General features: G+C 71.0%; 13 protein-coding genes. 6 read left to right on the top strand and 7 right to left on the bottom strand.

Going from position 1 to position 11,829, the window contains the following annotated elements; genetic code table 11:
- Positions 1-390 (top strand): C40 family peptidase (locus H5J29_RS08255; protein WP_181780320.1); only part of this gene is annotated, 390 nt, incomplete at its 5' end.
- A 4-nt stretch (positions 391-394) separates the two neighbouring features.
- Here the strand turns inward: H5J29_RS08255 and H5J29_RS08250 are convergent.
- A complete protein-coding gene (locus H5J29_RS08250; RefSeq protein ID WP_181780319.1) occupies positions 395-1,192 on the bottom strand; it encodes an HpcH/HpaI aldolase/citrate lyase family protein in 798 nt (265 codons plus the stop codon).
- Between the two features lie 45 nt (positions 1,193-1,237).
- The gene (locus H5J29_RS08245) at positions 1,238-2,017 is read right to left on the bottom strand and encodes a DeoR/GlpR family DNA-binding transcription regulator (RefSeq protein WP_181780318.1); all 780 of its coding nucleotides are present in this window, start codon (positions 2,015-2,017) and stop codon (positions 1,238-1,240) included.
- A gap of 310 nt (positions 2,018-2,327) precedes the next feature.
- On the opposite strand from H5J29_RS08245, the gene H5J29_RS08240 reads away from it, so the two are divergent.
- The 5 genes from H5J29_RS08240 (at position 2,328) to H5J29_RS08220 (ending at position 6,900) form a co-directional block, all read left to right on the top strand.
- The gene (locus H5J29_RS08240; RefSeq protein WP_181780317.1) at positions 2,328-4,013 is read left to right on the top strand and encodes a sodium:solute symporter family protein; all 1,686 of its coding nucleotides are present in this window, start codon (positions 2,328-2,330) and stop codon (positions 4,011-4,013) included.
- Between the two features lie 10 nt (positions 4,014-4,023).
- Positions 4,024-4,350: a hypothetical protein gene (locus tag H5J29_RS08235; RefSeq protein ID WP_181780316.1), complete on the top strand. Its 327-nt coding sequence runs from the start codon at positions 4,024-4,026 to the stop codon at positions 4,348-4,350.
- 471 nt (positions 4,351-4,821) lie between these two features.
- Positions 4,822-5,106, top strand: coding sequence for a hypothetical protein (locus H5J29_RS08230; protein ID WP_181780315.1), 285 nt, complete (start codon positions 4,822-4,824; stop codon positions 5,104-5,106).
- A 66-nt stretch (positions 5,107-5,172) separates the two neighbouring features.
- The gene (locus H5J29_RS34280) at positions 5,173-6,597 is read left to right on the top strand and encodes a serine/threonine-protein kinase (protein WP_246393652.1); all 1,425 of its coding nucleotides are present in this window, start codon (positions 5,173-5,175) and stop codon (positions 6,595-6,597) included.
- 27 nt (positions 6,598-6,624) lie between these two features.
- Positions 6,625-6,900 carry a hypothetical protein gene (locus tag H5J29_RS08220; protein ID WP_181780314.1) on the top strand — a complete coding sequence of 92 codons (276 nt, stop codon included), beginning with the start codon at positions 6,625-6,627 and terminating at the stop codon, positions 6,898-6,900.
- A 62-nt stretch (positions 6,901-6,962) separates the two neighbouring features.
- On the opposite strand, the gene H5J29_RS08215 is transcribed toward H5J29_RS08220, so the two are convergent.
- From H5J29_RS08215 to H5J29_RS08195, 5 genes are read right to left on the bottom strand one after another with little or no spacing between them, the layout of a single operon-like run.
- Positions 6,963-7,313 (bottom strand): universal stress protein, encoded by a 351-nt coding sequence (locus H5J29_RS08215; protein ID WP_181780313.1) that lies wholly within the window; start codon positions 7,311-7,313, stop codon positions 6,963-6,965.
- On the bottom strand, positions 7,310-8,716 hold the full coding sequence (locus H5J29_RS08210) for a sugar porter family MFS transporter (protein ID WP_281375899.1): 1,407 nt from the start codon (positions 8,714-8,716) through the stop codon (positions 7,310-7,312). Before H5J29_RS08210 ends, H5J29_RS08215 begins: the two co-directional genes overlap by 4 nt.
- A 30-nt stretch (positions 8,717-8,746) precedes the next feature.
- Entirely contained in the window at positions 8,747-9,637 is an 891-nt protein-coding gene (locus H5J29_RS08205; protein ID WP_181780312.1) for a sugar phosphate isomerase/epimerase family protein, read from the bottom strand.
- Positions 9,634-10,644, bottom strand: a complete 1,011-nt coding sequence (locus H5J29_RS08200; protein ID WP_181780311.1) for a Gfo/Idh/MocA family protein — start codon at positions 10,642-10,644, stop codon at positions 9,634-9,636. Before H5J29_RS08200 ends, H5J29_RS08205 begins: the two co-directional genes overlap by 4 nt.
- Positions 10,644-11,570, bottom strand: coding sequence for a sugar phosphate isomerase/epimerase family protein (locus H5J29_RS08195; RefSeq protein WP_181780310.1), 927 nt, complete (start codon positions 11,568-11,570; stop codon positions 10,644-10,646). The genes H5J29_RS08200 and H5J29_RS08195 overlap by 1 nt, the downstream gene beginning before the upstream one ends.
- Between the last annotated feature and the right edge of the window lie 259 nt (positions 11,571-11,829).

Here is an 11,829-nt window from a genome sequence, read left to right as displayed (position 1 = left end):
GGCGAAGGGCGGCGCGTTCTTCGCCGTCGTCACCGGCGTCATCGGGATCATGGCGCCAAGGCCCTCGCCGCGGCGCAGACGCGCCTCGGCATGCCGTACGCCTGGGGCGCCAGCGGCCCGAGCGCCTTCGACTGCTCCGGGCTCACGAGCTGGGCGTTCAAGCAGGCCGGGATCACCCTGCCGCGCACGTCCGCGGCCCAGTCGACCTTCGGCACCCCGGTGGCCAAGGGCAACCTGCAGCCCGGGGACCTGGTGTTCTTCTACTCCCCGGTCAGCCACGTGGGCATCTACATGGGCGGCGGCAAGATCCTGCACGCCTCCACCAGCGGCGAGCCGGTGAAGGTCTCGGACATGTCCAGCTTCCCGTACTCCGGCGCCCGCCGGGTCTGACCGCTCAGGCAGCCTCCGCGCGGGCCAGCAGGGCCTGCGCCCGTTCGACGACGGGCTTGTCCACCATCTTCCCGTCCACGACGGCGACTCCTCCGCCTGCCGCCGCGGCGATCACCGACCGCGCCCAGGCGACCTCCTCGGCGGTCGGCGCGAAGGCCTCGGCCACCGGCCCGACCTGCGCGGGATGGATGCACATCTTCGCGGTGAAGCCGAGCCCGAGACCGTGTGCGCAGTCGGCGCGCAGCACCTCCTCGTCCCGCACCGCCGTCGTCACGCCGTCGATCGGGGCGCCCACCCCGGCGGCCCGGGACCCGAGGACCAGCGCGGAGCGCGCGTAGCGCAGCGCCTCCCGGTCGTTCGGGTCCACCCCGAGCTCCGCGGCCAGGTCGACGCTGCCGAACCCGGCCCGCACCACGCCCGGGACCGCACAGACCTCGACGGCCCGGTGGATCCCCAGCGCGGTCTCCACCAGCACGACGACCTCGGACCCCACCGCGGCCACCACGGCGGCGACCTCGGCCGGGTCCTGGGCCTTCGGCAGCATGACCGGGGTGCCCGCGACCGCGGCCAGGTCCTCGGCGTGCCAGGGCGTGCCCGGCGGGTTGACCCGCACCATCGCGGGCTCCCCCGCCGCGAGCCAGGCCCGGACGTGCTCGCGGGCCTGCTCCTTCGCCTCCGGCGCGACGGCGTCCTCCAGGTCGAGGATGATCAGGTCGGCGCCCGCGGCGGCGGCCTTCGCGAACCGCTCGGGACGGTCGCCGGGGACGAAGAGGAAGGTCGTGGCGGCGGCGGGGGTGGTCACGGGAGCCGACGGTGCCACGTCGCCCGCATGCCGGTCCACTCGCCGTCAGGGCGCGTCGGCCAGGACCACCTGGTCGATCTCGCCCTCCAGCACGAGCCGGGCGTCGGCGTCCAGGCCGGCGTCGGTGACGAGCACGTCCGCCTCGGTCAGCTCGGCGATGGTCGAGATCCCCGCGGTCCCCCACTTCGTCGAGTCGGCGACCACCACCAGCCGGTGGCCCGCCTCGACCAGGGCCCGGTCCGTCTCCGACTCCATCATGTTCGGGGTGGTGAAACCGCTGGCCGCGCTCATCCCGTGCACACCGAGGAACACCACGTCGAGGTTCAGCGTGCGCAGGGCCGCCACGGCCACCGGCCCGACCAGCGCCTCCGACGGCGTCCGGATCCCGCCGGTCAGGATGACCGTCCGATCAGGACGTCCACTCCGGAACACCTCGGCGACGGCCATCGAGTTGGTCACGACGGTCAGGTCCGCCACGTCGGTCAGCCTGCGGGCGAGCGCCGCGGTCGTGGTCCCCGCCGACAGCCCGATCGCGGTGCCCGGCTCGACGAGCCCGGCCGCGGCGGCCGCGATGGCCTCCTTCTCGGCGCGCTGCCTGCCGGACTTCTCCACGAACCCCGGCTCGTGCGTGCTCGGCGTGCCCACGGCCGTCGCCCCGCCGTGCACCTTGGCCACGAGGCGCCTGCGGGCCAGCACGTCCAGGTCCCGACGCACGGTCATGTCGGAGACGCCGAACCGCTCGGCCAGGTCGGACACGCGGACCGCACCGCGCTCTCGCACCTGGGCGAGGATCATCTCCTGCCGCTGCCGCGCCAACAGGCTCATCGCTGCCGCACGCCCTCGTCCCGCACCCCGTCGTCCCGCACTCCGTCGTCCCGCACCACAGCGCACACAATGCAACGCGTTCGGACGAACGTCAACGACCCGATCCGCGCAGGTCACGCACCGTACGCACAGGCTCGACCGATTCAGACTGTCGGATAATGTTCACTTCCGCCCGCGAAGAGGTACGTTACGGCGCGCACGACACGACACGCAGCCGCAGGCTGCCGAACGACGGCGAGGGAGCCGCTATGAGGGGTACCGGACGGGGCCGGGCACCGGCCGGGGCACCGGCAGACCGGGGAGGCCCACGATGATCCTCGCGCAGGCACCGACGGATCTCCGGCTCGACGCCAACGCCCTGGACTACGTGCTGGTGGCGTTCTACTTCCTGCTGGTCCTCGGCATCGGCTACGCGGCGCGCCGCTCGGTGTCGTCCAGCCTGGACTTCCTGCTCTCCGGCCGGTCGATGCCCGCGTGGGTGACCGGTCTGGCCTTCATCTCGGCGAACCTCGGTGCGCTCGAGCTGATCGGCATGGTGGCCAACGGGGCCCAGTACGGCATCCCGACGGTGCACTACTACTGGATCGGCGCGATCCCGGCGATGGTCTTCCTCGCCCTGGTGATGATGCCGTTCTACTACGGCTCGAAGGCCCGTTCGGTCCCCGAGTTCCTCTTCAAGAGGTTCAACCGGACCACGCAGCGCGTGCAGGCCGTGATCTTCGCGCTGTCCGCCGTGCTGATCGCGGGCGTCAACCTGTTCTCGCTCGGCCTGCTGCTCGAGGCGCTGCTGGGCTGGTCGCTGGTGCTCGCGATCCCGATCGCGGCACTGATCGTGCTCGCGTACATCACGCTCGGCGGGCTGTCGGCGGCCATCTACTCCGAGGTCCTGCAGTTCTTCGTGATCCTCGCGCTGCTGATCCCGCTGACCATCGCGGGGCTCTCGCGGGTCGGCGGGTGGAACGGCCTGAAGGAGGCCATCACCAACGGTCCCGGCGGGGCCGAGGAGCTCTCCGCCTGGCCCGGCACCTCGCTCACCGAGATCGTCAACCCGACGCTGTCGGTGATCGGCATCGTGTTCGGCCTCGGCTTCGTGCTGTCCTTCGGCTACTGGACCACGAACTTCGCCGAGGTCCAGCGCGCGCTGTCCGCGAAGAGCATGTCCGCGGCCAAGCGCACCCCGCTGATCGGTGCCTACCCGAAGGCGCTGCTCCCGCTCGTCATCATCATCCCCGGCATGATCGCCGGCGTGCTCGTCCCGCAGATCACCACCCTCAAGGAGGGCGGGACCACGGACGTCACCTACAACAACGCGCTGTCGCTGCTGATGAAGGAGGTCCTGCCCAACGGCATCCTCGGCGTCGCGATCGCGGGTCTGCTCGCGGCGTTCATGGCGGGCATGGCGGCGAACATCAGCTCGTTCAACACGGTGTTCACCTACGACATCTGGCAGGACTGGGTCCGGCCGGGCAAGTCGGACAAGTACTACCTGCAGGTCGGCCGGTGGATCACGGTCATCGGCTGTGTGATCGCCATCGGCACGGCGTTCATCGCGTCCGGGTCCGGCAACATCATGGACTACCTGCAGTCGCTGTTCAGCTTCTTCAACGCGCCGCTGTTTGCGATCTTCATCCTCGGCCTGTTCTGGAAGCGGATGACCGGTCCGTCGGCGTGGATCGGCCTGCTCTCCGGCACCGCCGCCGCCGTCGTGGTGAACGTCCTGGTCACCACCGGGGTGTTCCCGCTGTCGAGCCAGGCGGGCAGCTTCGTCGGGGCCAGCGCGGCGTTCATCGTCGGCGTCGCGGTGTCCTACGCGGTGTCGATGGTCAGCACGCCGAAGCCGGCGTCGGAGCTCAGTGGCCTGGTCTGGAGCCTGACCACCAAGGAGGAGCGCACGCACGCGACCCACGGCGACGACGCGGGCTGGTACCGCAGCCCCGTCACCCTCGGGATCGGCGTGCTGGTCCTGACCACGATCCTCTACATCCTCTTCTGGTAAGGGCGGAGCCATGACGGAACCGGAGGGCCCGGACGGGCCTGCTGCGGGGCACGACGCCCCGGTGTCGACGACCGCCTCGCGGCTGTTCGACCTGCGGACGATCCTCAGCCTGATGTTCGGTGTGTACGGGATCGTGCTGCTGGTGCTAGGACTGTTCTCGACGACCGACGCCGACATCGAGAAGGCGGGCGGCTGGAACATCAACCTGGACACCGGGATCGCGATGCTGGTGCTCGCGATCTTCTTCCTCGGCTGGGTGCGGCTGCGCCCGGTGAAGGCACCCACCAGCGAGATCGAGGGGACGGCCGGCGACTCTGCCGGTCCCCCTTCACACTAGGAGCTCCGACCGTGACCGGTCGGCTCCCGGGCTCAGTTCCGGGAGCCGACCGGGAACTCGGGGTTGAACGCCTGCAGCGTCCAGTCGTCGAAGCGGCGGGCGGTACGGCGGACAGTGGTCCAGAACGTGGTCATCGGGTCCTCTCGTCGGGGTCTTACGTACTGACGATACCTAAGACGCGACGATCTTCTGAATCGTTACCGAAGACCTCCGAGACTTGACCGGCGTCACGGTCGACCGCGGGTCCCGGTCGGCGTCGCCCGTCGACCACCTGACCGGCCGCCACCCCGGCGTACAGCCTGAGGATGTCCGCCGAGGGTGAGCGGTCGATCTCGCGCAGACGAACAGCAGCCCCGACCACGCACTCCGTGAGCGCACCCGCCCGGGGGGCCGTCGCCGCTACTCGACCACTGGCCTCCCCACCAGCGCGAACACCCCTCGCTCGAACACGTGGTCGACGAGAATCGACCGGTGCCCAACGCCCTCGCACCCCCGACCGAGACCACCGTCTCGGCCGTCGAGGTGCAGGCGACACGGATCTCCGAGCTCGTCGGACTGCGCAACTGCATCGACGCCGAGATCGCCGAGTCCGTCCGCGCCTACGCCGGCGCCGAAGTGGACAGACGACTGGACCGGATCGCCACCGGACAGATCACCACCGAACACACTCGACGACGGCGCAGGCAGAGGCGCCTTCCCCAACCTGGTCCGCGAGGTACCGCCCGAGAAGAGGGCGGCCCAGCTTCGCCCGGGTGACAGACCTCGCGTAACACCGCTCTCGCCTCGTCGACATCAGAGTTGAACGTGAGCAAGGAGATCGGCATGTCGCACGGCACCCCCGTCACCGAGACCTCGGGGGCGATGATCGGTCCCTACCGTCTGGAGGGCCTCATCGGCCGGGGCGGCATGGGTGAGGTCTACCGGGCCTTCGACACCCGCCGTTCCCGGGTCGTCGCCCTGAAGCTCCTCCCCCAGCAGTTCGCGGCGGACGACGAGTACCGCGCCCGGTTCAGCCGGGAGTGCCACCATGCGGCCGGTCTCCGGAGCCCTCATGTCGTCCCGATCCACGACTTCGGTGAGATCGACGGGCGGCTCTTCCTCGACATGCGTCTCGTGGAGGGTGTCGGACTGGACCAGGTGATCGCGGCCGGGCCGGTGGAACCGGCTCGCGCCGTCGCCATCGCCGCGCAGGTCGCCGAGGCGCTCAACGACGCCCACACGCACGGACTCGTCCATCGCGACGTGAAGCCGTCGAACGTCATGATCGCCCCGTCCGACTTCGCCTACCTGCTGGACTTCGGCATCTCGCGGTCCCTCGACGACGCGGGCACCGCCCTGACCCAGACCGGCCACGCGGTCGGCACGCTCGCCTACATGGCTCCGGAGCGGTTCGAGGGCGGCTCGGCCGATCACCGCTCCGACCTCTACTCCCTCGCCTGCCTCCTGGCGGAGTGCCTCACCGGGCGGCCTCCCTTCGAGGCGACGAGCCTGCCGTCGCTCATGCGGGCCCACTTCGCGGGCGAGCCGCCGCGCCCGAGTGCCCTCCGCCCCGGCCTGAACCCGGCGTTGGACGCCGTGGTCGCCCGAGGTATGGCGAAGGATCCCGCCGCCCGGTTCGGGTCGGCCCGGGAACTCGCCGCGGCCGCGCACCACGCGATCCATGCCGGTCCCGACCAGCTCGCGAGCACGTCGTCGGGGCGGGCGTCGCAGGGCGGCTCCCGACGACGACCGCTCCGCACGGTCGGCCTGGCGACCGGAGCAGTCGTGCTCCTCGCGGCGGCTGTCGGCGCAGGCGTTCTGATCGGCGCCGGCGACCGGTCGGCGGAGGCCACCGGGGCCGGTGCCACCACGGCGTCGCCCGCGACCACCTCGTCGACCCCGACGACGACCCAGGTCGGCGCTCCGGCGAGCACCGCGCCCACGCTCGGCCTACCCGGCCGTGTCTCCCCGAAGGACGCCACGACGGCCTACACCTACCGCCTCGAGTCGAACTACCCCGCCTTCGTGACCTACACCGACGCGCAGGGCGACATGGTGAGCGCCGCCGAGATCGCCGACCTCCCCTGGTCGCTGGAGGTCCCGACCTCCGGCTGGGGCAAGGACGCCTTCCCGACCCTGACCGCCAGTAGCAGCTCCACCCGCGGCGACACCACCCTCACCTGCACCATCACCGATGCCGACGGTGCCGTCGTGGCGACCCAGAGCAAGAGTGCGGCCTACGCGGCCGCGTCCTGCATGAGGTTCTGACCCTCGAGCGGCGTACGGTCTCTCCCCGTGCCCGACCCCCTGCGCGTGCTCGCCCGGGACGGGGTGCACGAGGTCGAGATCCAGCGGTCCCGCTTCCGCACCACGCCTGGCTCGCCGCCCAGACCGGCGGCGCGGTGGAGGCCCTGGAGATCGGCGAGGTGGACGTCGAGTTCGAGTGAGCACGCGGAGATCCGCGACGAACGCCTTCTGCGCAGCCCCCGTCCGGGGGAGGTCCGCGTCGCGGGCGCCTTCACCGAGCCGCAGAAGCCCGGCGCGACCGGCATCCCGGCCTCCGTCAGGTAGGCGGAGCGACCACCCGAACGGCACTCCCGCTCCCCTGCTGAGCGGGAGTGCCGTTCGCGCGTTCAGCGCTTGACGGCCAGCACCGGGACGTCGACCTCCAGCAGCAGGCGCTGCGAGAGGCTGCCCAGCAGTGCCTTGCCGATCGGGCTGCGCCGCTTCATCCCGATCACGAGCACGTCCACCTTGCCCGCGTGCTCGTCGAGCGCCGCGAGCACGCAGTCCGCGAGGTCCGCGTACCCGGTCCGCTCCTTCACCGTGATGTCGAGATCGGAGGGCATCCCCACGAGGTCCAGCGGACCGAGTGCGAGGTTGAGCACGACCAGGTCGGTCGCGCGCAGCCGCGCCTCGTCGATCGCCGCCGACAGTGCGGTCCGCCCCTCGGGCGAGTCCGGAACCGCCACCATCACCGTCATGCCGTCGCCCCCGCCTGCTTGAAGTCCGTCTCGAGCTGCTCGAGCGTGCGCCCCTTGGTCTCCGGGACGATCGCTCGGGCCACCAGCATGGCGCACACACCGAGCCCGGCGAAGAGGAAGAACGTCGCCGAGATCCCCATCGAGGACACCAGGATCGGGAACAGCAGCCCCACCAGGAAGTTCACGATCCACAGTGTCAGACCACACACGCCCATCCCGAACCCGCGCAGCTTGAGCGGGAAGATCTCGGCGAGCATCAGCCAGGTCACCGGGGAGATCGCCCCCTGCTGGAAGGCGAGGAAGGTCACCGTCAGCGCCAGCACCACGGTGGCTCGGGCGGGTCCCTCCGGCAGCACGGACGAGAACACGCCCACGAGCAGCAGCGCGCTGAACGTGCCGATCTGCCCCACGATCAGCATCGGACGGCGCCGGACCCGGCCCAGCAGCCAGATCCCGACGAACGTGGCCAGCACCGAGATCACCCCGTTGGCGATGTTCGCGATCAGGGCGCCGTCGCGGTCGAACCCGGACTCGGTGAGGATCTGGGTCCCGTAGTACATGATCGAGTTCACGCCGGTGATCTGCTGCATCACCGCGATCGCGATGCCCACCACCACGATCCGCCGGATCCACGGCACCGCGAGATCGGCCCAGCCCGCGGTCCTCGCGCTCCGGTCCTCCTCCGCCAGGGCCTTCACCTCGGCCAGCTCGCGCTCGGCGCGCTGGGCCTCCCGGACCTGCCGCAGCACCCCCAGCGCCTCGTCGAAACGGCCGTGCGAGGCCAGCCAGCGGGGGCTCTCCGGCATGGCGAGCATGCCGATCCAGAGCAGCACCGCGGGCAGCGTGGCGATCACCAGCATCCATCGCCAGACGCCGCCGTCCTCGCCCCAGATCCCGCCGAGCACGGCGTTGCAGACGAACGCGAGCAGCTGGCCGCTCACGATCATCAGCTCGTTCTGGGTGACGACCCGCCCGCGCCGTTCGGCGGGCGAGACCTCCGAGAGGTACGCGATCACCGTGATCGAGGCGCCGCCGACGGCCAGGCCGAGGATCACCCGGCCGAGGACCATCACCGCGACGTTCGGCGCGAACGTGCAGATCAGGGTGCCCACGGCGAACACCACCGCGAGCCACAGGATGACCGTGCGCCTGCCTCGGCGGTCGGAGATCCGGCCGCCGAGCAGGGCGCCCAGCGCCGCGCCGAGCAGCAGCGAGCTGGTGACGACCCCCTCCGTGACGGGGGTCAGGCCGAGGTCCTCGGTCATGTACGGCAGGGCGCCGTTGATGACGCCCGTGTCGTAGCCGAAGAGCAGCCCACCGAACGTCGCGACGACGGTGAGCAGCTTCATCCGGCGCTGGTGGGCGGGCGCGGCGGCGCCCGCCCGGAGTGTGTCGTGCGACAAGGAACGGTCCTTCGTGGGGAGCGGCGCCGGTCAGGCCTGGGCGAGGGTCTCCGGAGTGGTGCCGAAGTGCTTCTCGACCAGGGCCGTGGCCTTCTCGCGCTGGCGGACGCTGATGCCCTCCGCGTCCTCCTCCCAGCCGAACACGCAGGACGAGACGACGCCGTCGAACCCGACCCCGGCCAGCGCCGAGAACACCGCGTCGAAGTCCACCTCGCCGCGACCGAGCTCGGCGTGCTGGTGCACCCGCACCGTGGACCCCGGCGGGTTCACGATGTAGCGGAGCCCGTTCGACGCCGTGTGGCTCAACGTGTCCGCGAGGTGCACATAGGACACCTTCTCGGCCGCCGCGCCGATGATCCCGGCCGGGTCGTTGCCCTGGTGGAAGGTGTGCGGGGTGCAGTACAGGAACGAGATCCAGTCCCGGTTCAGCCCGCGCACCATCTGCACCGCGGCGTGCCCGTCCTCGATGAAGTCGTCCGGGTGCGGCTCCAGCACGAGCTTCACGCCCTCGCGCTCGAACACCGGCAGCAGCTCCTCCATCGACCTCAGGAACTGCGACTCCGCGAGCTCCGCGCCCTCCGGACGGCCGTTGAACTCGGAGTTCATCACCTCGACCCCGAGGTCCACGGTGATCTGGATGGCGCGCTTCCACGCCCGCACCGCGGCCTGGCGCTCCTCCTCACCGGGCCCCGACCAGCGCAGGACCGGCAGTACCGAGGCGATCCCGACCCCGGCGTCCGCGGCGCGCTTGCGCAGCGTGGCCACGGTGGCGTCGTCCACGCGCGGGTACTGGAAGAACGGCACGAAGTCCGCCTTCGGCGAGAGCTCCATCCACCGGTAGCCCATCTTGGCGACGATGTCCGGCAGCTCCAGGACCGAGTGCGTCGCGTAGAACATCTGCGGGTCGAGGGCGAGCTTCACGGGCGGGCCTCCAGCTTCACGGCGGTGCGCTCCCCGGTCCTGACGGCCTGGACGCCTGCCTCGCAGATCGCGGCGGCGGCGTAGCCGTCCCACACCCCGGCGCCGGCGACGGTGCCCTCGCGGGCCGCGTCGACGAACGTCTGCATCTGGGTGTCGTAGGCCTGCCCGAAGCGGGCGACGAAGTCCGGGGTGATGGTGCCGCCCCAGATGCCGGTGCCGGTCGGGCCCGCCTGCTTGACCTGCAGGTTCTGGTCCAGCCCGATGAACGCGCTGCCCTTCTCCGCGACCAGCTCGGTGCGCACCTCGTACGCGATCTGGGTGCGCACGAAGCTCTCGACGGTGACCAGCCTGCCGGACTCGGTCTCGAACAGCACGACCATGGGGTCGGACACACCCGCGGGCGCCGCCGACGTCGGGACGCCGCGGATCACCGAGACGGCCACGACCTCCTCGCCCAGCAGGAAGCGGGTGCAGTCGGCCTCGTGCACGACCGAGTCGGCCATGGCCATCTCGGAGGTGAAGGTGTCCGGCACGGCGGGGTTGCGGTGGGTGCAGTGCAGCATCAGCGGGGCGCCGACCTGGCCGCTCTCGATGAGGGTGCGCAGCGCCACGTACTCGTTGTCGAAGCGGCGCATGAAGCCGACCTGGATCAGCTCGCGGCCGAGCGCGGCCTGCGCCTTGACGACCTCGTAGGACGAGGCGCCGTCCATGGTCAGCGGCTTCTCGCAGAGGACCGGGATGCCGCGGTCCAGGCAGGCGAGCACCTGCTTCTCGTGCGCGAAGCCCGGGCTGGCGAGCACCACGGCGTCGACGTCGGAGGCGCCGACGGCCTCCAGCGGGTCGGCCACCACGCGGGCACCGACCGGGGCGGCGACCTTCTCCGCCTGCTCGGCGGAGTAGTCGCTGACCACGGTGACCTGGGCACCGCGGATGCGCGAGGTGAGGCTGTCGACGTGGAAGGAGCCCATCTTGCCGACGCCGATCACGGCGATCTTCAGGTCGCTCATCACAGTCCCTTCGGGGTGCCGATGTCGAGCCGGCCCGAGCAGCCGGCGAGGTAGGTGTGGGTGCGCTGCGCGATGGGCAGCGGGTGGTCCGGCGGGCAGGGGTACATGTCCTGCTCGACGATCGCGAAGATGTCGGTGCCCAGCTCCTCGACGGCGGCGAGCAGGCTCGGCATGTCCGGCACGCCCAGCGGCGGCTCGATCATGGCGCCGAGCTTCACGGCGTCGGCGAAGGACAGGTCCTCGGCCTCGACGCGGGCGATGACGTCCGGGTTCACCTGCTTGAGGTGCAGATAGCCGATCCGGCTGGGGTACTTCTTGATCAGCGCGACGTTGTCGCCGCCGTAGTACGAGACGTGCCCGGTGTCGAGGCAGAGGTTCACGTACTCGGGGTTCGTGTTCTCCACGAACCGCTCGATCTCGTGCTGGTGGCCGACGTGGCTGTCCGCGTGGCTGTGGAACTGGACGGCCAGGCCGTACTCCTCGAGGATCCGGCGGCCCAGCTCGTCCATGCCCGTGGTGAGCAGGCCCCAGCGCTCGTCGGAGAGGGTCCGGTCCTCCAGCGGCGCACCGGTCTTGTGGTCGCGCCAGGTGTCCGGGATGACCACGATGTGCTTGCCGCCGACGGCGGCGGTCAGCGACGCGACGTCGGTGACCTGCTTCCAGACGTCCTCCCAGGAGTCCGGGCGGTGCAGGTGCTCGAACACCGTGCCCGCGCTGACCTTCAGGGAGTGCGTCGCCAGCCGGTCGGCGAGCTCGTTCGGGTCGGTCGGCAGGTAGCCGTACGGGCCGATCTCGATCCACTCGTAGCCCGCGGCCGACACCTCGCCCAGGAACCGGTCCGCGGGCGTCTGCTCGGGGTCCGAGGGGAACCACACGCCCCACGAGTCGGGCGCCGACCCGATCCGGATCGTCGATGATGCGGCCACGCTGTCTCCCGGTGCGTTCGGCGAGCACGCGCCCGGGGTTCCCGGTGGACACGTCCTCGTACCTGAGTACTAGAGCGCTCTAGTCGCGCTGGCCCGAACTATGCTGCGCGTTACGTCCATATGTCAAGACATGCACGTACCGGAATCCTGAACGCCCCACGGAGCTGCGAGAATGCCCCCCATGGCCACCCCGGTCCCGCCGCGCCGCCGTCCGACGATGGTCGACGTCGCCGCGCGGGCGGGTGTCTCCCGGGCGCTG

The sequence above is a fragment of the Pseudonocardia pini genome (assembly GCF_013870575.1).
Taxonomy (GTDB): Bacteria; Actinomycetota; Actinomycetes; order Mycobacteriales; family Pseudonocardiaceae; genus Pseudonocardia; species Pseudonocardia pini.
This window is presented reverse-complemented; position numbering and strand designations above follow the sequence as displayed.

Excerpts from the sequence above, each read along its gene's own strand:
- H5J29_RS08245 (WP_181780318.1), bottom strand. The coding sequence starts at position 2,017 with ATGAGCCTGTTGGCGCGGCAGCGGCAGGAGATGATCCTCGCCCAGGTG.
- H5J29_RS08240 (WP_181780317.1), top strand. The coding sequence starts at position 2,328 with ATGATCCTCGCGCAGGCACCGACGGATCTCCGGCTCGACGCCAACGCC.
- H5J29_RS08235 (WP_181780316.1), top strand. The coding sequence starts at position 4,024 with ATGACGGAACCGGAGGGCCCGGACGGGCCTGCTGCGGGGCACGACGCC.
- H5J29_RS34280 (WP_246393652.1), top strand. The coding sequence starts at position 5,173 with ATGTCGCACGGCACCCCCGTCACCGAGACCTCGGGGGCGATGATCGGT.
- H5J29_RS08215 (WP_181780313.1), bottom strand. The coding sequence starts at position 7,313 with ATGACGGTGATGGTGGCGGTTCCGGACTCGCCCGAGGGGCGGACCGCA.
- H5J29_RS08200 (WP_181780311.1), bottom strand. The coding sequence starts at position 10,644 with ATGAGCGACCTGAAGATCGCCGTGATCGGCGTCGGCAAGATGGGCTCC.